Raw genomic sequence first — 20,975 nt, 5'->3', positions numbered from 1 at the left:
GCCGGCTGACAACGATACGAAGTCCGACCTTCCAAACCAGGAACCGAGGAAGGGGATGTTCGGACTGCCGACCGCGACCGCGCTGGTCATCGGTTCCGTGATCGGTACCGGGGTGTTCGCCCTGCCGACCGCGCTGGCTCCGTACGGGCCGATCAGCCTGGTCGCGTTCGTGCTGGTCACCGTCGGCGCGCTGGCACTGGCCTTCACGTTCGGTGCGCTGTCCAAACGGGTGCGGGGATCCGGCGGCCCCTACGTCTACGCCCGGGACGCCTTCGGCGACTTCGCCGGCTTCCTCAACGCGTGGTCCTACTGGATCACGGCGTGGGCGGGCAACGCGGCCATCGTCGTGGCCTGGGTCGGGTACGTGGAGGTGTTCTGGAACACCGGCCACGCCAAGACCTGGTCGATCGTCATCGCCATGGTCGGACTGTGGATACCGGCGGTCATCAACCTCTCCGGTATCCGGAACATGGCGGTCACCCAGATCGTCACCACCGTGCTGAAGTTCGTGCCACTGCTGTTCATGGCCACCGTCGGGCTGCTGTTCATCAAGGCGCACAACTTCGGCGCCTTCAACGCCAGCGGCACCTCCGCCGGTGCCGCGATCTCCGCCGCCGCGGCCATCGCCCTGTTCAGCTATCTCGGGATCGAGACCGCATCGGTGGCCGCAGGACGGGTACGGGACCCGCAGCGCAACGTGGGCCGGGCAACGATCCTCGGCACCGTCGGCTGCGCGGTCGTCTACATCCTGGGCACGGTGACGGTGTTCGGCACCGTCTCCAACGCGGCTCTGCAGAAGTCGGCCGCGCCGTTCACGGACTCGGCGGATGCCATCTTCGGCGGCCGATGGGCCGGCCAGTCCGTTGCGGTCGCCGCGATCGTCTCCGGACTGGGCGCCCTGATCGGCTGGACCCTCATCGTCGCCGAGATGCCGATGGCCGCGGCCAAGGACCGCCTGTTCCCGGCCGCCTTCGGTCGCACCCGTAAGGGCGTCCCGGCATTCGGGATCATCAGCTCGACGCTGCTCGCCTCCGTCCTGACCGCCGTCAGTTACAGCCAGTTCGAGAAGGTCTTCACCACCCTCGTCCTGCTGTCCGTGGTCACCGCCGTGATCCCCTACATCTTCAGCGCCGGCGCCCAGCTGTACTGGCTGCTCACCCGCGGGCGCCAGACCCGGTGGCCGCACCTGTTCCGCGACTGCGGGGTGTCCGCCGTCGCCCTGGCCTTCTCGTTCTGGTCCCTCGCCGGCAGCGGCTACCAGGCCGTCTACTACGGGCTGTTCTGCCTGCTCCTCGGTCTGCCGGTCTACATCTGGCTCAAGGCCGCACGCAACGAGTACGGCGAGACCCCCGTCATCCCGGACGGTGAGCCCTCCGTCGCAGGCGCGGTCCCGCTCCCACCCGCGGCTCCGGCGGACACCCCAGTGGGGCACACGACGTGACCCGGTCCCTGACACCTTCCGGAACCGGCGCCCGACCTTCGCCGCACATCAAGGAGACCACCATGACCCGCACCCTCGGTGTGCATTCCGAAGTCGGCCCGCTGCGCGAGGCCATCGTCCACCGCCCCGGGCTGGAGCTGAACCGCCTGACGCCCGGCAACTGCGACGAACTGCTCTTCGACGACGTGCTGTGGGCCGCCAAGGCCCGCGAGGAGCACGACACCTTCGTCCAAGTACTCCGCGACCGCGGCACGACGGTCCACCACTTCGACCAACTCCTCGCCCGGACGCTGGAGCGCCCGGAGGCACGGGCCTTCGTTCTGGACCGCATCTGCACCCCGGAACTGGTGGGCCCGACCCTGGCGACACCCCTGCGACGGCTCGCCGACGAGGCGGACCCAGCGACGCTGGCCGAACTGCTCATCGGCGGAGTGACCCGCGCCGACCTGTCGCCCCTGCGGGTGCGCAGCCTGCGCTGGCAGAGCCTGGAACTGGACGACTTCGTCCTCGCGCCGCTGCCCAACACGCTGTTCCAGCGCGACAACTCGGCCTGGATCTACGGAGGCGTCACGATCAACCCGATGGCCAAGGCCGCCCGGCAGCGCGAGTCCCTGCACAGCCGTGCCGTGTACACGTTCCACCCGTTGTTCGCGGACGCGACCTTCCCGGTGTACTACGGCAACGACGACACCAACCACCAGCCGGCCACCCTCGAAGGTGGCGACATCCACGTCCTGGGCCGAGGTGTCGTCCTGATCGGGATGGGGGAGCGGAGCACTCCGACGGGCGTGGAGATCCTGGCCCGCGAGCTCTTCCGCAGCGGACAGGCCAGCACCGTGATCGCCGTCCAGCTCCCCAAATCGCACGCCTTCATGCACCTGGACACCGTGCTGACGATGATCGACGTCGACACCTTCGTCCGCTATCCCTACCTCGACCCGAAGGCCCTGCGTACCTGGGTGATCGTCCCCGCCGACCCGCAGGAGACCGTCGAGCACGACACCGGCGGCCTGCACGTCGAGCAGCGCGACGACCTGTTCGCCACCATCGCCGACGCCCTGGGCCTGGACAAGATCAGGGTGCTGTCCGCCGATGAGGACGCTCGGGCGGCCGAACGCGAGCAGTGGGACGACGCCAACAACTTCCTCACCGTCGCACCCGGGGTCGTGGTCGGCTACGAACGCAACACCGTGACCAACGCGATGCTCCGGGACAACGGCATCGAGGTCATCAGCATCCCTGGCAGCGAACTGGGCCGCGGCCGGGGCGGCGCACGCTGCATGACCTGCCCCACCCAGCGCGACGGAATCTGACCCACCCCGCGACCCGTGCCCCGGCGAATCCGCCACCATCCACGATCAGCCCCCTGTGAGGACTTCCCCCATGCCTACGTCGACGCCCACGACCGCCACCCACCACCGGCCCGGCTCCCTCCTGAAGGAACTCGACCTCGACAAGTCGGGATTCCTGGCGCTGATCACCGCGGCCGGGCAGCTCAAGGCAGCCAAGGCGAACGGCTCCGAGCGCCCCCAGCTGGAGGGCAGGAACATCGCGCTGGTCTTCGAGAAGAGCTCCACGCGCACCCGCTGCGCGTTCGAGGTCGCTGCTCACGACCAGGGCGCACATGTCAGCTACCTGGGCCCGGAGGGATCCCACATCGGACGTGAGGAGTCGATCCGTGACACCGCCCGGGTGCTGGGCCGGATGTTCGACGGTATCGAGTTCCGCGGATTCGCCCAGGACACCGTGGAGGAACTGGCCGACCACGCCGGCGTCCCGGTGTGGAACGGGCTCACCGACGAATGGCACCCGACCCAGATGCTCGCCGACGTCCTCACCATGACCGAACACCATGCCGGCCCCGTCGAGGAGATCGCCTACTGCTTCCTGGGCGACGGCCGCAACAACGTGGCCCGCTCCCTGCTGATCACCGGGGCACTGCTCGGCATGGACGTCCGCATCGCCGCACCGCGCGACCTGTGGCCCCCGGACGACGTGATCGCTGAAGCGGACCGGCTCGCGGTGACCAGCGGGGCACGGGTGATGGTGACCGAGGACGTCGAGCAGGGCGTGGCGGGCGCCGACTTCGTCTACACCGATGTCTGGGTCAGCATGGGGGAGTCGGACGAGCAGTGGAGTACCCGCATACCGCAACTGCTGCCCTACCGGGTCACCGAGAAGGTGCTGCTGGCCTCCGGCAAGCCCGACACGAAGTTCCTCCACTGTCTGCCGTCCGTCCACGATCGCAGCACGCAGCTCGGCCGGCGGCTGTTCGACCGCTTCGGCCTCGACGGGGCGGAAGTCACCGACGAGGTCTTCGAGTCGCCGCGCTCAGTGGTCTTCGACCAGGCCGAGAACCGCCTGCACACCATCAAGGCCGTCCTCGTCGCCGCGCTGGGTGCCTGAGATGCGCATCGTGGTCGCGATCGGCGGCAACGCACTGCTGCGGCGCGGTGAGAGGCCCGATGCCACCGTGCAGGTCGACCACATCCGAGCCGCCGCCCAGGCACTCGCGCGGCTGGCACTGGAGCACCAGCTGATCATCTGCCACGGCAACGGTCCCCAGGTCGGGATGCTCTCCCTGGAGAGCGAGAACGACCGCGAACTGACGCACCCGTACCCGTTCGACGCACTGGTCGCGCAGACCCAGGGCATGATCGGTTACTGGCTGGCCCAATCGCTGCGCAACGCGGGGGTGATCAAGCCGGTCATGAGCCTGGTCACCCAGACGCTCGTCGACCCGTCGGACCCCGCCTTCGCGACCCCGACGAAGTTCGTCGGGCCGGGATACCCGCACCGGCAGGCCCAGCAGCTCGCCGACCGGCACGGCTGGACGATCGCAGTGGACGGCGACCGATGGCGCCGGGTCGTCGCCTCACCCGAACCACTGCGGATCATCGAGCAGGAATCGATCGACCTGTTGCTCGACCACGAAGCGACCGTCATCTGCGGGGGAGGCGGCGGTATCCCGGTCACCCAGGACGGTACCGGTCAGTCGAAGGGTGTCGAGGCGGTGGTCGACAAGGACGCTACGGCCGCTCTTCTCGCGGTGGCCGTCAAGGCCGACCGACTGCTGATCCTGACGGACGTGCCCGCGGTGATGGAGGGCTTCGGCACCCCGCAGGCCACCCCACTGCGCCGGCTGGCCCTGGACGGTTTGGCAGCGCTGCACTTCCCCGCAGGCTCCATGGGACCCAAGATCGCGGCCTGTCGGCACTTCGTCGGGGCCACCGGCAGAACAGCCGCCATCGGATCGCTCGACGACGCCGCGGCGGTACTCACGGGCGACGCCGGAACGGTCGTCGTCCCCGGCGATTCTTCGGATACGAGCAGCGGGATGACGGCCGGGGCGGACGCGGCAGTCGGGCGCTGATGACCTCCGCCGGCCCGGCTGCTGAGCTGGGCCGGCGGAGGTGCCGTGCCGCAGGCTGCCCACGGTCAGCAGCTGTGCCCCGGCCGCAGCCCGTTGAGCGTGCGCGGCTCCGGGTGACCGACGGGGTCAACGGACGTGAATCCGGCGTCCGGTGATCCGGTCCGGGGCGATCCGCACCCACATGGCGCGGTCGCCGCCGGCCCATGGCCCGCTGTGGGTCCGTTCGATGAGGTGCCGGACAGTGTCCGGGTCCGTGACATGTTCGGCGTTGCCGACGACGAGCACGCTCCATCCCTGGCTCAACGCCTCGTCGATGTGATCCACCTCGAAGGCGACCCGGGCCCCGATGGACAGTGCGGGCGCGGATCCCGGCGATGTTCTGAAGACCAGCGACCCGTCCGCCATCTGGTAGTTGACGGGGACGATGGCGGGACCGTCGTCCCCGGTCACGGCAACGCGTCCCACCCCGTGCGTGGACAGCCGTGCTCGGCATTCTTCCGGCGTCATCTCCACCAGTTCCGGATGGCGCGCCGCCTTTCCGAGGCCGGGTGGCAGATCCGTGCCGCCCCCGCGCAGCTCGGACACCGTGGTCTGCAGCGCGTCGGCGAGGCTGAGGAGGAGGACCGCGCTGGGGACTGCGGTCGGCTGTTGCTCCAGGTACTCCAGATAGGGAGTGGCCATACCTGCCAGGTCGGCCACCTGTTCGCGGGTGAGGCCCAGTTGCTCGCGACGCAATGCCATGCGCCGTCCCATGTCTCCGACAGGCCGGTGACTGACGGAAGCGGCGTCTGTTCTCGTCTGCTGGTTCATGGCCAATCGCTTCCCTGGTGATGTCGGTGGGTCCCCGGGTTCGGTGTCAGTTCCGGTGTCAGCTGTCGTCCTCCGGACCGCCCACCGATACGGAGGCGCCGTGGTTCACGCCGAAGGGGCCGTACAGGTCGAGCAGCCGGGTGCGCGTGGAGCGCAGCCGGTCTCCGATGACCGCGGCGCAGAGCAGGACGAACTCATGTCCCAGAGCGGGATCGGCAGCACACAGTTCACGGACCGCCGCCGCCGGGAACTCGGTGGCCTGCACGGCGGTGTGTGCCTGGGCGCCGAGTTGCCACCGGAACGGCGGGAACAGCCAGGACCAGCCGAGGAGTTCGCCCGCCGAGACGGTCTGCACCACGGCTGCCTGCCGTCCGGGGACGTGCAGGTCCAGGGTCACCTCGCCGCGGTCCAGGACCCAGAAGCGTTCAGCGGCCTGGTCGGCGTCGAAGATCCGTGCGCCCGCGGGAAAGGCGACCGGTCTGGACAGCGCCATCAGCCGGTCACGGTGTGCGGTGGTCAGCGTGTCAAGAATGGAGTGTGTCGTGGACATCGCACTGTCCGTTTCCGCGGCTCCGCGGTCTTCGACGTGTGCAGGCGTGGTCGCGCTTCGCCGCTTTGGTCGACCGTCGTTCCTGCCTGCCCTCTCATCCTCACCCCGGGGCGCGGACGCGGGCAGGGGCCGAACGTCCTCAGCCGGCGGCAGGGCGGCCCGGGTACGATGATGTTGCAAGCTGGTCACGGAAAGTGACGATCCCCCCGCCCCGCCCGCACCGCCCCTTCAGTGTTCGATGGGCTCACAGGTGGTCTCACCGCCACCGCACCCCATCCCGTCCGCGGGCAGCTGGAGGGTGCGGGAGGTTCCCGGGGCGAGGGTGAGGGCGCGGCCCGCGAGCCGGATGCGGACGGGAGGCTCGTCGGACGGCGGAACGTTGATGCTCAGGCTTCCGGCGTGCATGGTCAGCCCGATGCCCCAATGGCTTCGGTAGCGGATGGAGAGGCCGTATTCCGACAGTTCCGGGAGCGGCGCCGGGTCGAGTGACAGCTCGTCCTCGCGGAGTTCCAGTCCGGTCAGACCGCGCTGGACGAGGTCGAGCGTGCCGGCCATGGCGCCCAGGTGGATGCCCTCGGCGGTGGTGCCGCCCTGAAGGTCGGCAACGTCGCCTGTGAGCGCTTCCTGGCAGTACTTCCAGGCGCCGGCTCGGCGGGCCCGGGCCAGTACCCATCCGTGGACCAGCCCGCTGAGGGTCGAACCGTGGCTCGTTCTGCGCAGGTAGTAGCCGACGGTCGTGCGCCAGGTGTCGTCGTCGAGTCCGTACCCGAGGCGTCGGAAGAGCGTGGTGAGTTCGGCCGGTGAGAAGAGGTAGCCGAGCATCAGAACGTCGGCCTGCTTCGACGCCTGGTACCCGTTGACGGTGTCGCCCTCGGCCTCCAGGATCCGGTCGAGGCGCCGGATGTCGCCGTGCCGGGCACGGTAGCCGTCCCAGTCCAGTTCGGCCAGGTCGCCATAGCCCTCGAACTGGCTGATGATCCCGCGATGGAAGGGCACCCGCAGCCGGTGCGAGACGTCCTCCCAGAGTTTGAGTTCTCCCGTGTCCAGCCCGATGCGCTCGAACAGCGCCTGGCGGCGTGGGGCCGGCAGGCTCGTGGCGAGTTCCAGAGCGCGGGCCAGGACCCAGGCGGCGGTCACATTGGTGTACGCGTTGTCGTCGAGGCCTGGCTCTGCGGCACCGGGGTACGCGTCGTGGTATTCGTCCGGGCCGACCACGCCGCGGATCCGGTAACGGCCGTATTCCTTGTCCCAGACCGCCCTGTCCGCCCAGAAGCGGGCGATCTGCAACAGCATCTCCGCGACCCGCCGTGTGCAGGAACTCGGTGTCCCCGCTGGCCTGGCAGTACTGCACGACGTTGTAGGCGATCGCCGAACCGACATGGTGCTGGAGGCGTGAGTGATCGGGCAGCCACCGTCCCGACCGGGGATTCAGGTGCAGTGTCTGGGTCTCCTCGCGGCCGTCGCTTCCGCTCTGCCACGGATACATGGCGCCGGTCCGGCCGGCCGCGGTCGCCGACCGGCACGCCTGGCCCAGCCGCCGGTAGCGGTAGGACAACAGGGCCCGGGAGACCTCCGGGAGATGCAGGTTCAGAAAGGGCAGGACGAACAGTTCGTCCCAGAAGACATGGCCGCGGTAGGCCTCGCCGTGCAACCCGCGGGCCGGCACGCCTGCATCGAGATCGGCGGTGTGCGGGGAGAGGGTCTGCAGCACATGGAACAGATGCAGCCGCAGCACCTCCCCGGCCTCGCCCGGCACCTCCAGCTCCGCCCGCTGCCACAGGCGCTCCCACGCGGCTTCGTGGGACGCGAGCAACGTGGTGAAGTCGCCGGCCCGCCGCACCCGGCCGATGGCCGCGTGCAGCGGATCGCTGATCGCCGGATCGCGCGACGTGTGCAGGCCGACGGTCTTCTCGACGACGACAGGGGCGTCGGGCGCGATCGGCAGCCTCAGCGCATGGGTGGCGGTGCGGTCCCCTGCGACGAGCCGTACCGAGGTGGGGATGCTGCCGGCCACCTGGGTTCGGGCGGCCAACGCGATGAGGATGTCGGAGGTGGTGGTGCGGCACTCCAGCCACACGGTGTCCGGCGCGGTGACCCCGGTGTGCCAGCGGCCGAGGTGCCGGCCGTTCAGATCGCGATAGCGGTCGACGCCCGAGTTGGTGACATCGCCGTCGAGGGCGGATTCCACCTCCAGCTCGCCTGCCCAGCCCTCGGCGGTGAACTCGGTTCGCAGGCGGCCAGATGTGGATCGCCCATGTGCACGAGTCGGGACTGCACCACGGTGATCCGGCGGCCCCGCACGTCACACAACCGCATCCGTCGCGTCAGCGTGCCCTGGCGCAGATCCAGGACCTGTCGGTACTCCAGCAGCGAACCGTCGTCGGGGGAGAACCAGGGGCCGGGCGCGGTGCCGCCGTCGGGATCCGGGTCGGAGGCCGCGTCACCGGCGCGAAAGCGCAGCGGCAGCCAGTTCGGCAGGTTGACGATGTCCTCGTTCTCGACCGTACGTCCGGATATGTTCGAGGTCAGCCGGTTGTAACAGCCCGCCGCGTAGGTCCCCGGATAGTGCGCGGTGCCCGCCGCCTCCTCGGGCGCGGCGCCGCGGGTGGCGAAGTAGCCGTTGCCGAGGGTGCACAGCGATTCGCGCAGCCGCTCCTGCGCTGGGTCGTATCCCTCATAGTTCCAGGTCCGGTCCGGCATCGTCAGCTTCCTCCACCGATCAGCAGTTCGGCCAGGTCGCGGACCACGATGCTCGCGCCGTGTTCGCGCAGATCGGTGGCGCTGGTCGGTCCCGCGGTGCGGTCGACGCCGACCACCAGGCCGAAGCCGCCCCGCCGGCCCGCTTCCACGCCCGCCAGAGCGTCCTCGATCACGGCCGCTTCCGCCGCGGGTACGCCCAGGCGACGGGCGGCTTCCAGGAACAGTGCAGGGTCGGGTTTTCCCGCCAGTTTCAACCGGGCGGCTTCCTTGCCGTCCACCACGGTCCGGAACAGGTCCTGGACGCCCGCGCCCGCGAGGAGTTCGGGCGCGTGGCGGGAGGCGGATACGGCGGCGCAGGGCACACCGGCGGCACGCAGCGCGTGCAGTACCCGCACGGTGCCCGGCCAGGCGGCGATGCCACCTGACCGCAGCTGCCGCGTGAACAGTTGCTCCTTGCGGGCGGTGACCGCCTGCACGGTGCTCGTTCCGGGCGGGTCGTCGGGATCGCCCAGGGGAAGCCGCAGGTCGCGCGAGGCGAGGAAGGCGGCCGCGCCGTCGAGGCGGCTCCTACCGTCGACGTAGCGCCGGTAATCCTCCACCGGGTCGAACGGGCGGTCGTCTCCCGCTGCCCGCAGGCAGGCGTCGAATGCGGTCTGCCAGGCGGCGGCGTGCACCCGGGCCGAGTCGGTGATGACCCCGTCGGTGTCGAACACCACGGCCCGGACCGACTGCAGGATCGGCAGCATCGGCGTCGCCGCTGACGCGTCGGCGTTCTCCTTCGTCAGGGGGCGCAGCCGTCGCGCGGCGTCGTGGCCCGCCGTCGTCACAGCCGGGCCGCGACGTAGGTGGTGAGGTCCAGCAGGCGGTTGCTGTAACCCCACTCGTTGTCGTACCAACCGAAGACTTTCACCAGGTCACCCTGCGCCTGCGTGAGCCCCGCGTCGACGATGCACGACGCCGGGTCGCCGATGATGTCGCGCGAGACGATCGGCGCGTCGGTCACTCGCAGGACGCCTCGCAACGTCCCCTCGGCGGCCTCCGTGAATGCCGCGTTGACCTCCTCGGAGGTGACGTCCTGCCGGAGCAGCACCGTCAGGTCGGTCAGGGACCCGTCCTCCACCGGAACCCGTACCGCGATGCCCTCCAGGACCCCGGCCAGTTCGGGGAGCACGATGCCCACTGCGCGGGCGGCGCCCGTGCTGGTCGGGATGATGCTCACGGCGGCGGACCGGGCGCGCCGCAGGTCCTTGTGGGGGCCGTCGAGCAGTGCCTGGTCGTTGGTGTAGCCGTGGACGGTGGTCATCATGCCCTTGATGATCCCGAAGCGTTCGTGCAGAACGTGGACCATCGGTACGACGCAGTTGGTGGTGCAGGACGCGTTCGAGACGATGTGGTGCCGGCCGTGGTCGTAGTCGGTCTCGTTGACGCCCATGACCACGGTGAGGTCCACGTCCTTGGCCGGCGAGGAGATCAACACCTTGCGAGCCCCGGCCTTCAGATGCAGCGATGCCTCGTCGCGGGTCCGGAAGCGGCCCGAGGACTCGATGACGATGTCCACCCCGTAGGTACCCCAGGACAGTTCCGGCGGATCGCGGACCGCGGTCACCACGATGCGCCGGCCGTCGACCGTGATCGACTCCTCGTCGTGGCTGATCGCCCGTCCGAGGCGTCCGAAGGTCGAATCGAACTCCAGCAGGTGGGCCAGTGTCGCGGCCGGGGCGATGTCGTTGATGGCCACCACCTCGACCGGGGCGGTGCCGGCGTCTGCCCGGTCCAGGACACAGCGCAGGTAGTTGCGCCCGATGCGGCCGAATCCATTGATGCCTACACGTATGGCCATGATGACGTCTCCTCGTTCGGTCGGTGATGGTCCGTCGTGTCCCGCCGGGTCGTGCGACGTGGCTGGACGCAACGGTGCTGGGCGGGTGTCGGGGTGGGGGTCAGAGCAGCCTGCGGTGGTCGCGGACGACCGGCAGTCGCGCCCAGATCCGGCCGAGGCCCCAGACGGTGCCGGCGGAGGCGACGGCGAGCGCGATCATGACCGCCGCGTAGAGCAGGTGGTGGTCGACGAGCGGGTTGCTGGACATGCTCAGCGTTCCGTCGGAGGCGTGGCGGGCCGGCGGCCATTCCGCCATCCACATCAGCGCCATCATGGCGGTGCCCCTTCCGGGATCTGGAGGAGGGACGCGGCAACCGCGTCCGCTCTCAATGTGCCGTCGCGGCAGCCGGGACCGCAGGGGCCCGCAGTCCCGACGACCGGGCCGAACGTCCCTACTCCGAGGGCCCGTTCAGCCGGCCGGGTACGTTGAGTCCGACCTGTTCGGTGCTGGCGTCGAGGCGCGGTTCGTCGTCACACCGGACGCCGGCCCCACTCGGGAGCGGTCAACGCCCAGGCCCTTTCCCATTCCGTCATGCGCCGCCGATCGGCACCCCGGCGGACCAGTCCGCGCACCATGACGATCGCGAATGCCGCGCAGCCGACGCCCAGCGCACCACCGACCAACGTCATCGACGTGAGCTCTTCGCCGGCCACGGGCGCCGGGACCTGCCGGCCGGTCCGGTCCAGCCACACCGTGGTCCTCGAACCGCGCAGACTTCCGGCATCTGCTTGCACCGCACCGGTCCCCGTGGTTCCGGCGGCGGCGGTCCAGCGCACCTTGACGTCATAGTGCACAGTGCCGCCGCCCGGTCGCGGAACCGCCTCCGGCGCGTTCTCCAGCAGGACCGCAGTTACGGGATGCCGCGACGCCCGCTGCTCCTTCGAGGCCTGGAGTGCGGCGGTGTGGGCCGCGCGCCCGGCGGTGAAGGCGGCCGCGGGCAGAAGGAGCAACAGCGCAAGTGCCGTTGCCAGGTTCACCCAACTCTCGATCACGTCCGAGCGGCGGCACAGCGGATTGCTCCGCCGCTGCCGCCACCGCAGTTGCTTCTTCACGGTGTCGCGACCTCCTTGACCAGTTCGCGTGCGACACCGCGTGCCCACAGCCGGATCTGCTCCGGGTCGCGGAAGTCTCCGCCCCGGCCGGACTTGACGATCATGCGGGCGATCCGGCCCTTGGCGCCGTCCTGCAGGCAGCCGCCGAACGTGACGTGTCCGCGGGCCTTGAGACGGTCGACGAGGCGCTGGACACCTGACACCGGAGAGATGAGGCCTCCACGGGCTGTGGCGTCGAGAGGTCCGCTGCTGAACAGCCAGACGGGCCGCTCGGTCAGATCCGCCTCGTGGTGCCCGGCGAAGCGGACCGCCTCGCGCCGCCACCGGCCCGCGTACAGGGCGCTGCCGAGGACAACAGCGTCGTAGGGGCCGACTCTCTGCACTTCTCCGACAGCCCGGGCCTCCGCCGCCAGACCCTGCTCACGCAGCGCCTCGGCGATCATCGTGGCGATGCCCGCGGTGGAGCCGTTCTTCGATGCATACGCGACGAGTACGCGTTCGGTCATCACAGGTCTCCTGACAGCTTTCACAGCCGGCGAATTCGGTGCGGCGCGGCAGCGCGCTCCGTCCCCGAGCCCGCCGGTGGCCGGCGGACCGGCTCCGTTCCAGCCTGAAGGCCGTGAACCCGCTGGGGGAGGGGCCGCAGGGCCCTGCCAAGGGCCCGACCGGCCCCATGAACCCTGGCCATCACGCGGCGGTGGTGGCGGCGATGTTCACAGGGTTGGGCCTTGGTGTTCATCGTTCGGCTGGTCGGGCGGTCCGGGTGACCAGCAGGCCCGTCCGACCGGCCCAACATGACTTACACTTGAAGAGTTCTTCAATTTGGCATTTAACGGACTGCTTAATGGATGAGGATCGACTGGCGAGGTGTGACGAGGCCCTTCATCGATGTGAGGTGTGAACAGGTCGACTCGCGTGGCGTGAGGGCAGCGGCTGGGGGACCGGAACGCTGCCCAGCGTTCGTGGCGGAGCTCGGCGTAAGCGAAGGCTGCAGAAGGTGGGAGATGAGACGTTGCCAAACGTGCAGATTCCGCTTTATCAGGCGAAAGCGGAGTTCTTTCGAATGCTGGGGCATCCGGTACGCATCCGTGTGCTGGAGCTCCTCCAAGCTGGGCCCATGCCGGTTCGGGATCTCCTGGCCGCAATTGAGGTTGAGCCGTCGAACCTTTCGCAGCAGTTGGCTGTTCTACGACGTTCGGGGATCGTGGTCGCCAGCCGTTCGGGGGCAACCGTGAACTATGAGTTGGCGGGCGCGGATGTGGCGGATCTGCTGCAAGCCGCACGGCGGACCCTGGGGCAGTTGCTGGCGGGCCAGGAGGGACTGCTGGCAGAACTTCACGCGGACCAGGGAGCGGATGACGCAGTCAACGGGGATCAGGTCATCCGGTGAAGCGCCGTGGCGCGACGTCCGGTACCGCGCCCCGGGTGCCGTGGCCGTTGGCGAACTCACCACAGTCGATCGCGCGATCAACTACCGCCACCCTCAGAGGGCTGGGGCATTGCCGCGACGGTTCGGTGCAGCGGCTCGGCAATGCTCCGTGTCATGGTCCGGTGACCAGCGTTGCGTCCGCGTGCCGGGAGGCGGATCCGGCACGAGTCGTGGCGATGAGGCCTCCGCGACCCGCCCGGTGTCGCGGATCCCGCGCAGCAGGATCATCCAGGCCCTTGCCCGTCGATCGATGGTGCGCCTTGCACGTGGTGCAGCGGCCACCCCGCATTGCCGGAGCGGGGGTTCTCCTGCAGGGCGGCCGCCGTTCGTGGGTGTCAGGTCGAACCAGGCGGGCGCAGGAAGTTGGCCCTCTGGGGTGGTCCGTTGGCCACCTGAATCTACGAGACTCGTTAATTGCCAATGTTAGCAACTATAGAGCCTGTGCAGAGCGGGAACGCGCAAGCTGTGCCTGCGGTGGGACCGTAATGCAGGGGCAGGCACCGCTAGGCGGCATGTTGCGGGCGGTAGGGCCCAGTTCCCCGCCCGGGCCGCAGGTTGGCCACAGCATGACAGGTGAGCGTTTCTTCGGCGGAACCGCTTCCAGCTGCTGCGCCGGTGGCCGTCACGCCGCCGTCCTTGGATTCGGACCGAGGGTGAGGACGCCGAGCGCAACGCCGTCGTCGTCCACTACGGGCCACACGGCCAGTGACCTCTCGCGCATAGTGGCCTCGGCCTCGCTGAGGGGCATGTCTGAGAGGGCGAAGGGACTGCAGTCGTGGGGGATGTCGCGCACGCGGGTGGCCTCGGTATACCAGGGCTGGGCGCTGTGGGCGGTGAGCTGATCGCGGGTGACGATGCCGGCGCAGTGACCCTCGTCGTCGCGGATGAGGACGTGGTCGGTGCGGGCGCCGTGGAGCACGGCGAGGGCTCGGTCGATGGTCGTGTGGTCGCTCACCTGTAGCTCGGGGAGCGCCATGGCGTCGGCGACGGTCGGGCGGGCGGCATCGGTCATGGTCGGCTCCGCAAGGTTCGGGCCCGCGGTCCGGTCAGGAGTGGCCGGGTGGCGAGGTCGTCAGGGTGGGATTGGTGGCACGGAGGTCTTGCAGGAGCTCGGCCTGGCCGGCCAGGACGCCGCTGAGGATGGTGCGGGCGACCGTCAGGAGCTCGGCCACCTGGGGGCTGGTGAGCCGGTAGTAGACGGTGGAGCCCTCCTTGCGGGTTGCCACGAGGTTCGCGCGGCGCAGCACGGCGAGTTGCTGGGAGAGGTGGGCGGCTTCGATTCCCACCTCGGGCAGCATTTCCGCCACCGCGTGTTCCCGCTGGCTGAGCAGTTCCAGCACGCGGATGCGGACCGGGTGGCCGAGGGTTTTGAAGAAATCGGCCTTGAGTTGGTACAGCGGGGCGCTCACGTGGGCCGCCTCCAGGGTTCCGGGGCCGGGTCCCGGCACATGGTCGGTGGATTCCGGGCAGCAACGGCGTGCGAGCACCCTGTCCCGACCCGGGCGAAGCAAGGAACTGATCTCTTGCCGACTTTAGCAATTCCGTGCGGTTCTCCTCGTTCAGGCGGCGCGCGAGGGCCCCGCCTGCCGCCGTCGGCCGGTTTCCGCGGGCTCCGGAGCCTGGGCAAGAGCCGTCAAAGCGACATCCAGGTCGGGGAAGACCCGGACACCGACCAGGGCATTCTCCGTCAGCAGCGGGGTGGGGCGACCTCGGAGCCCGCACAGCGCCAAGCCGGCGGGCGCTGCAGCGAGGATCGCGGCCTCTCCGTCCGGGCTCCAGCCCATCAGCCCGGACACGTCCAGCACCAGCGTTCCCGTGGTTCGCGCCCGGGCCCAGCCGACCGCTCCGGCGAAGCGGTCGGTAACGCGTCGGCCCAGATGGCCGTACAGATGCAGCACGCCGGTGCCGTTGCGGTCTTCGAAATTCCACTCCATGGCTACTTCCGCCCCCGTCGCTCACTGCTGGGGATCACACCCGCAGGGCCGGCGGTGGCCACCGATTGCCCTGGTGCCAGGTGCCCGTCGCGAAACCGCCGCGCCCATGTGGAGGGGAGCCATCCCGGCCAGGGGTGATGTTGATCGAGGTCGCCTCCGGCTTGGCCGTTCTCATGGGGCGGCATCGCGTGAGCGCTCCGGCCCGCACGGCGTGCGGTGCTGGAGAACGGGTGCAGCATGCGGTCGTTCCCACACCGCGGACAGCGGCTGCTCGCGTCGAGGGCGGCGGGCCTGCAGCGCAGGGTGCAGGCGGGGCAGAACAGGACCGGAGCTTCGTCGCCGCGGATGGGTGTGATGCGCATCCGCCTCTTCATTCCATTCTTCATAGTTGCCAATCTTAGCAAGTGCTAAGGTTGGCATCTAGTGGCCGCTCCGGGGCCCTGACATCCGGAGCGGCCACTTCACCCACTGCACAGGTGCGCCGATGGCTGTTGCCGGTCCGTCGTTCCCCGCTACCGGGTGTGGGCGGAAAACAAGGGAGTTGCTGATGGGCGAGGGATTCAGGGCCGCTCTGCAGCGGCAGGCGGCCACGCTGTGTCAGGCGCTGGCTGATGCCGCCGAGGCGGGAGACGTGTGGATGGTCGCCGTGTACTCGGTCGACCTGGAGGAACTGCAGCGTCTGGGACGGACGCACGATGTCGAACTGCCGGTCCCGGTGCCGCCTGCCGCGGTGAGGCAGAGGTGATCTTGGTGTCGTGCCGCGGCTCGAGCTCCTCCTGCCACCACCGCGGATCCCCGTGCCGGGGCCCGGGGCGAGGGGGATCTGGCGCCGAGCCATGACGTGGGCTCGTGCGCGACAGGAGGCGCGGGTATTCGGCCCGACCTGTTCCACCGCAGGCGATCCGGCCGTGGGAGCTCGCCCGCGCACCCTTGCGGCCTCGGCCGCCCCATGCCCACAGAGCGCTTCCCACATTGGAGCCCACCGATGACGCAAGCTCTGCCCAACCTGCTGCCCGTCTCTGCGGACATGGCCCGGTCCCTGCTGGCGTCCGACAGGGCCGGCCGGCTGACACGCTGCGATCCTGCCCTGGCGGCCATCCCGGTCCAGCATCACCTGCTCGACGACGGACAACTCATCCTGCGCGCGCAACGGCCCGCCCCGGCATCCCGGTTCGCCTTCCCCAGGCAGCTCACCTATCAGGTCGACCAGATCAACATGCGGGACCACACCGGATGGACCGTCATCGTCACCGGTCTCGCCGACCAGATCACCGGCACCCGCCTGAGGCACTACCGGGCGCGACTGGGTGCCACAGCAACGGTGCACGCCGAGCATTTCCTGCTCATCCACCCCCGGCGCATCACGGGATACCGCCTTACCCGCGACACCTGGTGACGGGTGCACTCCGGGTGCCGCACCGGTCGGCAGCGTCCAGCAGCGGGAATGCCCGATGACCCAGCCCCCTGCCCGAACGCGACCCGAGTACGGCCTTGAGGTGACGTTCCGCTGTCCGGCGTTCTCCACGGTGGCGGCGATCCTCGCCGTGACCGCAGGGGCGGCACTGGTCGCTGAGGACATCCATCCGGACACCGGTGCGCAGCGCGTGATGGTCGACACCGATGGTCCGCAGACCCTGCACCGCCTGCGCAACCTGCTGCGTGACCGGCTCGGCGACGACCTGATCCACCTGGCGGACCCCGTGTTCGAAGCGGCCGCCACCGGCAAGACCACGCAGCGACTGTGCGTGCCGGCCGCCTCTGAGCGCGATCGGGCCCTGCTGGACAGCACGGCGGACCGGCGCGTCATCGAGCACCTGCTCCTCCAACGCGGTGACGTGGACCGGTACACCGGCCGGGGTCGGCGCATCGCGCTGCTGTCCAACGCCTCCGCAGTCGCCGGCCTGGGTCCTCTGCCGGTCACCTGTGTGCTGCCCGCTCTGGAGTCCGCCGCGGTCCATTTGCGCCGTGCCACCGGCCTGGACATTCACCCCCTGCCGGTGGCGGCAGACACCCCTGGGGCCCTCGCCACGATCGCCACCGCTCTCGCACCCGGCTTCGCTGTCCTGTGCCTGATCCACACCCATCCGCTGTACGCCCATGCCGTCCGGGCGGCGTTGGAGGGCTCCTCGACCCCCGTCGTCGATGCCGTCTGCCACGCCCATGCCGTCGCCACCGCGGCAGCCGCGCTCAACGCCCTGGACCGCAAAGGGATTCCGCTGGACACGGCGCGGGTGGTGCTGTCCGGGCCCGAAGCCGGCTGCGAGTTGTCCGGTCTACTGCTGTCCGCGGGTATCCGTGACCTGACCATCGATACGTCCGGCTCACCTATCACGCCGTTTCCCGCTGATCTGGTGGTGGATCTATTCGGTCTGCCGGCACCCCGGGACGGGACTCCGGTCCTGCGTGCCTGCCCGCAGGAGCTGCCGCCTCTGCATGCGAGCACTCAGCAGCCACACCCCTTTCACGCACTGCCGGCCTTGCTCACCGTCGCTGCCCGCACCCGCCACTTGGGTCCGCACGGCCTGGTGAGCGCTGTGCGGGCGCTGGCCGCACGGGCTCCGGCAGGGGGCCTGCTGCCGCCGGTCGGGCAAGCCGGGCTGGTCCAGGCGCTGACGCTCGCGTTGCTGCCCGGCTCCTCGCACCCCACCGATGTCTGACCCCAGGGATCACACCCCTGGTCGCTCTCTACCCGTAAGGCGATGCGCATGCAGGTGACCCAGTCCGCCAAGCTGGCGAATGTCTGTTACGACATTCGCGGACCAGTGCTCCACGAGGCAATGCGGCTGGAGGCTGCGGGGCACCCCATCGTGAAACTCAACACCGGCAACCCGGCGGCCTTCGGCTTCGAGGCCCCGCCGGAGCCAGCCCTGACGAGTCGGTCCGGCGGTGGTTCAGGTGGCGGGTGTCAGACCGTTCTCCGGCCAGCCGGTGGTCCGCCACTCCTGCTGGCCGCTCGAGTCCTCAGCAGACACGGAATGGGCTGACAAGGCCGCGGCCAGGTCGTAGTGGATGGTCACCGGCGGATGCGATTCGCCGGGGACGACCAGCCCGTCGGCGGGGATCGCAGCGAGTTCCAGCGGCCGGCCGGCGGCAGCGAGGCGGCGGGCCGCTTCGGTCACGGCCTCCTGCCCCGCTGCTGACCATCCCCGCAGGAGAGCCAGGTCGAGAATCACGGGGCCGGCGCCTCGGGCCTGCACCCAGCCCACCGCTCCGCCGAAACGGGAGACGGAGTCAGCGCCCAGGAAGCCGGAGACGGACAGGAGCCCCAGACCCTCGAGGGTGGTGTAGTGCCATTGGATGGTCATGTTCTGCTTCTCGCTCTTCCTTCTTCGATGTGACCGCTGCGGGCCGGGCTTCTACAGCGGCAGGGTGATCCACATGTTCTTCCCGCCTCCGTCGGCGTCGGGACGCACCGTGCAGGTACCCCCGAGCTCGGCGGTCAGCTCGGCGATCATCGCCAGGCCACCACCGGCGACGGCGAACTCGACCAGGTCCGGCTGATGGGGATGACGGTCGTGGACCGCGAAGGCCAGAACATCCGCCCCGGCCGCGTACGTGACGGTGGCCTGCGGGGACGCCGTAGCGGCGTGCCGGACACTGTTCGCGACCAGTTCGCTCAGGATGAGCAGCGCGGGCCCCATGACGGGGTGAGCCCGGTTGATGCCCCAGGCGCGGTAGACGTCTTCGGCGGTCTCACGCGCCCGGGCCACCGCACCGGGCGCCATGGGAACGGTCATCACGTGCCGGTGATGCAAGTCAGCGATCCGGGTCACGAACCGTTCGACCTTCCTGAATCGGCAATCTCCGCAGTGGCGGCCGTAGCAGCGGCGAGCCGATAGCCGCGAACGGTTTGCGGGCTGATGTGGGCGAGCGTGTCATGCGGACCGAAGACCCAGCCGGGGAGCGTACGGCGGTAGTGTGCGGCCTCGTCGACGTCAACGATCAGTCCGACCGGTCCGGTGACGCTGATCGACCACCCGCTGCGCCGTGCCGCAACGATCTCCTCGGCGTTGTACGTCACAACGGCTGGTCCCGCGAGGGCGCCTTCGGGCGCCGGGACACGGACGATGAGACGACCGTTCTCCAGGACATGGACTGCGGGCCGGACCTGGGTCAGCCCGCGTTGGACGAACACCAGACGGCCACCGGTGGTGCCTCTGAGCAGCCACAGGGCTTCGGGCCCCATCATTTCCGTCATTCTGTGGGACATGGAGGTCATCCGGCCGGCTCCTCGGTAGGGATTTTGGCGGCTTCAGCGGGGATCACCAGAACTCCCGTGCGCTGCAGGTGGGTTCGGGCCGCGCGGATCGCCTCCGGCGTGGTGCTGAAGACTCCGCCGTTGGCATACAACGGATCCAGGACACCGAGCGCGTCCAGAGCCTGCCGTTGGCCGGCCTGGATGCCCGATGCCATCACGGTGATCCCGCGACGACTCAGTTTGTGCACCGCGTCCTTGAGGACCAGTGCCCCCGTGGCATCCATGGCGGTGATGCGTGACAGCCGCAGGATCACCACCCGCACATCGGCGACATCGGTCAGCTCCAGCAGGAACCGGTGCGCGGCGGCGAAGAACAGCGGCCCCTCGATCCGGTACGCCACGATGTGCTCGGCCAGCAGCTCATGCTCCTCGACGCTGTGATCGCCCGCCGGGTCGTGCTCCAGCGGGACCCGGTCCAACCGGGCGTGCTGGGCGACCGCGCGCAGGGCGACCACCGCCGCGACCACCAGCCCCAGGACTACCGCGTACACGAGGTCGAGTGCCAGTGTCGCCAGCGCGGTGAGGATCAGGACGAGTGCATCACCCCGCGTGGCGCGGACCATTGCCCGCAGCGAACCGACCTCGATCATCCGGATCGCGGTGGCCAACAGGACCCCCGCCAGCGCGGCCAACGGGATCCGGGCCACCAGCGGCGCCGCCGCGAACACGATCGCCGCCAGGACCACGGCGTGGGTGAGGGCGGCAAGCCGGGAACCCGCCCCGGAGCGCACATTGACCGCGGTACGCGCGATGGCAGCCGTCGCGGGAACTCCACCGAACAGCGGAGCGGCCAGGTTGGCGAGGCCCTGCCCGAACAGTTCACGGTCCGGATTGTGCTTCTGCCCCACCGTCATGCCGTCGGCCACGGTCGCCGACAGCAGCGACTCCAGGGCGGCGAGCGCGGCCACCGCGATCGCCGGACCCAGCAGCGAGGACACTGTGGACAGGTCCAGGAATCCGAGGGAGGGCGCGGGAAGGCCGGCCGGCAGATGCCCGATCCGGGCCACGTCGAAGTGGGCGGCTTGTGCCGCGAGGGTCGCTGCGATGACCCCGACGATGGAGAACGGCACCGTCGGACGCCAACGGGCACCGGCCAGCATCAGCGTCGCGACACCGGCCGACAGGCCGACGGCCGTCCAGTTCGGATGCGCCGCGAACTCCTCCACCGCGCGCCAGGCCACGACGAGTACTTTCTCTCCTCTTGGCGTGGCCACACCCAGCGCGGCCGGCACCTGCTGCAGTCCGATCACGCAGGCGATACCCAGCGTGAAGCCCTCCACGACCGGCGCCGGAACGTACTTCATGTACCGGCCGGCCTTCGCCACAGCCAGTGCGATCAGGATGAGCCCGGCCATCAGCCCGACGGTGAGCACCCCGCCCGGTCCGTACCGCGCCACGATCGGGACCAGCACCACGGTCATCGCCCCGGTGGGCCCGGACACCTGCAGATTCGACCCGCCGAAGACGGCAGCCACCGCGCCGGCCACCACAGCGGTGGCCAGCCCCGCCTCCGCGCCGAGCCCGGACGAGACCCCGAACCCCAAAGCC

General features: G+C 69.8%; 21 protein-coding genes and 3 pseudogenes. 9 read left to right on the top strand and 15 right to left on the bottom strand.

The features are described 5' to 3' along the window. Nucleotides 1–55: 55 nt before the first annotated feature. From O3W51_RS35775 to O3W51_RS35760, 4 genes are all read left to right on the top strand, one after another. The gene (locus O3W51_RS35775; protein WP_198359471.1) at nucleotides 56–1,441 is read left to right on the top strand and encodes an amino acid permease; all 1,386 of its coding nucleotides are present in this window, start codon (nucleotides 56–58) and stop codon (nucleotides 1,439–1,441) included. Between the two features lie 62 nt (nucleotides 1,442–1,503). Beyond that, nucleotides 1,504–2,754: an arginine deiminase gene (locus tag O3W51_RS35770; protein WP_138351985.1), complete on the top strand. Its 1,251-nt coding sequence runs from the start codon at nucleotides 1,504–1,506 to the stop codon at nucleotides 2,752–2,754. Nucleotides 2,755–2,824: 70 nt separating this feature from the next. After that, nucleotides 2,825–3,847: an ornithine carbamoyltransferase gene (gene argF / locus O3W51_RS35765; RefSeq protein WP_138351984.1), complete on the top strand. Its 1,023-nt coding sequence runs from the start codon at nucleotides 2,825–2,827 to the stop codon at nucleotides 3,845–3,847. Nucleotide 3,848: 1 nt separating this feature from the next. Continuing rightward, nucleotides 3,849–4,814: a carbamate kinase gene (locus tag O3W51_RS35760; protein WP_138351983.1), complete on the top strand. Its 966-nt coding sequence runs from the start codon at nucleotides 3,849–3,851 to the stop codon at nucleotides 4,812–4,814. Nucleotides 4,815–4,940: 126 nt separating this feature from the next. Here O3W51_RS35760 and O3W51_RS35755 read toward each other — a convergent pair whose 3' ends face one another. The 8 genes and pseudogenes from O3W51_RS35755 to O3W51_RS35720 form a co-directional block, all read right to left on the bottom strand. Then, the gene (locus O3W51_RS35755; protein ID WP_232486254.1) at nucleotides 4,941–5,555 is read right to left on the bottom strand and encodes a helix-turn-helix domain-containing protein; all 615 of its coding nucleotides are present in this window, start codon (nucleotides 5,553–5,555) and stop codon (nucleotides 4,941–4,943) included. A 127-nt stretch (nucleotides 5,556–5,682) separates the two neighbouring features. Continuing rightward, nucleotides 5,683–6,174: a Crp/Fnr family transcriptional regulator gene (locus O3W51_RS35750; protein ID WP_269288372.1), complete on the bottom strand. Its 492-nt coding sequence runs from the start codon at nucleotides 6,172–6,174 to the stop codon at nucleotides 5,683–5,685. Nucleotides 6,175–6,402: 228 nt separating this feature from the next. After that, a pseudogene (locus O3W51_RS35745) lies at nucleotides 6,403–8,874 on the bottom strand (glycoside hydrolase family 65 protein). Between the two features lie 2 nt (nucleotides 8,875–8,876). Further along, nucleotides 8,877–9,620: an HAD family hydrolase gene (locus tag O3W51_RS35740; protein WP_138352089.1), complete on the bottom strand. Its 744-nt coding sequence runs from the start codon at nucleotides 9,618–9,620 to the stop codon at nucleotides 8,877–8,879. A gap of 77 nt (nucleotides 9,621–9,697) precedes the next feature. Further along, nucleotides 9,698–10,714: a type I glyceraldehyde-3-phosphate dehydrogenase gene (gene gap, locus O3W51_RS35735; RefSeq protein ID WP_138351979.1), complete on the bottom strand. Its 1,017-nt coding sequence runs from the start codon at nucleotides 10,712–10,714 to the stop codon at nucleotides 9,698–9,700. Between the two features lie 100 nt (nucleotides 10,715–10,814). Beyond that, nucleotides 10,815–11,036, bottom strand: a pseudogene (locus O3W51_RS35730) (hypothetical protein); the annotation flags it as partial. A gap of 188 nt (nucleotides 11,037–11,224) precedes the next feature. Then, complete coding sequence (locus O3W51_RS35725) at nucleotides 11,225–11,806, bottom strand: Rv1733c family protein (protein WP_138351978.1); 582 nt, start codon at nucleotides 11,804–11,806, stop codon at nucleotides 11,225–11,227. Next, nucleotides 11,803–12,312 (bottom strand): flavodoxin domain-containing protein, encoded by a 510-nt coding sequence (locus O3W51_RS35720; RefSeq protein ID WP_138351977.1) that lies wholly within the window; start codon nucleotides 12,310–12,312, stop codon nucleotides 11,803–11,805. The genes O3W51_RS35725 and O3W51_RS35720 overlap by 4 nt, the downstream gene beginning before the upstream one ends. 515 nt (nucleotides 12,313–12,827) lie before the next feature. Between O3W51_RS35720 and O3W51_RS35715 the strand changes: the two genes are divergently transcribed. Then, nucleotides 12,828–13,196, top strand: a complete 369-nt coding sequence (locus tag O3W51_RS35715) for an ArsR/SmtB family transcription factor (RefSeq protein WP_138351976.1) — start codon at nucleotides 12,828–12,830, stop codon at nucleotides 13,194–13,196. Between the two features lie 661 nt (nucleotides 13,197–13,857). Here O3W51_RS35715 and O3W51_RS35710 read toward each other — a convergent pair. The 3 genes from O3W51_RS35710 to O3W51_RS35700 form a co-directional block, all read right to left on the bottom strand. Next, on the bottom strand, nucleotides 13,858–14,247 hold the full coding sequence (locus tag O3W51_RS35710; RefSeq protein WP_138351975.1) for a CBS domain-containing protein: 390 nt from the start codon (nucleotides 14,245–14,247) through the stop codon (nucleotides 13,858–13,860). A gap of 34 nt (nucleotides 14,248–14,281) precedes the next feature. Beyond that, nucleotides 14,282–14,644, bottom strand: coding sequence for an ArsR/SmtB family transcription factor (locus O3W51_RS35705; protein WP_138351974.1), 363 nt, complete (start codon nucleotides 14,642–14,644; stop codon nucleotides 14,282–14,284). A 150-nt stretch (nucleotides 14,645–14,794) separates the two neighbouring features. Then, entirely contained in the window at nucleotides 14,795–15,169 is a 375-nt protein-coding gene (locus O3W51_RS35700) for a hypothetical protein (RefSeq protein ID WP_138351973.1), read from the bottom strand. A 547-nt stretch (nucleotides 15,170–15,716) separates the two neighbouring features. Between O3W51_RS35700 and O3W51_RS35695 the strand changes: the two genes are divergently transcribed. The 4 genes and pseudogenes from O3W51_RS35695 to O3W51_RS35680 all read left to right on the top strand — a co-directional run. Continuing rightward, a complete protein-coding gene (locus tag O3W51_RS35695; protein WP_138351971.1) occupies nucleotides 15,717–15,914 on the top strand; it encodes a hypothetical protein in 198 nt (65 codons plus the stop codon). A 240-nt stretch (nucleotides 15,915–16,154) separates the two neighbouring features. Beyond that, nucleotides 16,155–16,565 carry a pyridoxamine 5'-phosphate oxidase family protein gene (locus O3W51_RS35690; RefSeq protein ID WP_164293192.1) on the top strand — a complete coding sequence of 137 codons (411 nt, stop codon included), beginning with the start codon at nucleotides 16,155–16,157 and terminating at the stop codon, nucleotides 16,563–16,565. 55 nt (nucleotides 16,566–16,620) lie between these two features. Further along, entirely contained in the window at nucleotides 16,621–17,826 is a 1,206-nt protein-coding gene (locus tag O3W51_RS35685) for a malic enzyme-like protein (protein ID WP_164293193.1), read from the top strand. Nucleotides 17,827–17,874: 48 nt separating this feature from the next. Continuing rightward, nucleotides 17,875–18,030, top strand: a pseudogene (locus O3W51_RS35680) (aminotransferase); the annotation flags it as partial. A gap of 30 nt (nucleotides 18,031–18,060) precedes the next feature. Here the strand turns inward: O3W51_RS35680 and O3W51_RS35675 are convergent. From O3W51_RS35675 to O3W51_RS35660, 4 genes are all read right to left on the bottom strand, one after another. After that, complete coding sequence (locus O3W51_RS35675; protein WP_269288368.1) at nucleotides 18,061–18,474, bottom strand: anti-sigma factor antagonist; 414 nt, start codon at nucleotides 18,472–18,474, stop codon at nucleotides 18,061–18,063. A 51-nt stretch (nucleotides 18,475–18,525) separates the two neighbouring features. Then, nucleotides 18,526–18,906, bottom strand: a complete 381-nt coding sequence (locus O3W51_RS35670) for an ATP-binding protein (RefSeq protein WP_138351967.1) — start codon at nucleotides 18,904–18,906, stop codon at nucleotides 18,526–18,528. Between the two features lie 32 nt (nucleotides 18,907–18,938). Next, nucleotides 18,939–19,388 (bottom strand): pyridoxamine 5'-phosphate oxidase family protein, encoded by a 450-nt coding sequence (locus tag O3W51_RS35665; protein WP_138351966.1) that lies wholly within the window; start codon nucleotides 19,386–19,388, stop codon nucleotides 18,939–18,941. Next, the coding region (locus tag O3W51_RS35660; protein ID WP_269288367.1) for a SulP family inorganic anion transporter at nucleotides 19,385–20,975 on the bottom strand (1,591 nt) is incomplete at its 5' end. The genes O3W51_RS35665 and O3W51_RS35660, both read right to left, overlap by 4 nt.

The organism is Streptomyces sp. H39-C1 (genome assembly GCF_027158125.1).
Classification (GTDB): domain Bacteria; phylum Actinomycetota; class Actinomycetes; order Streptomycetales; family Streptomycetaceae; genus Actinacidiphila; species Actinacidiphila fildesensis.
This window is presented reverse-complemented; position numbering and strand designations above follow the sequence as displayed.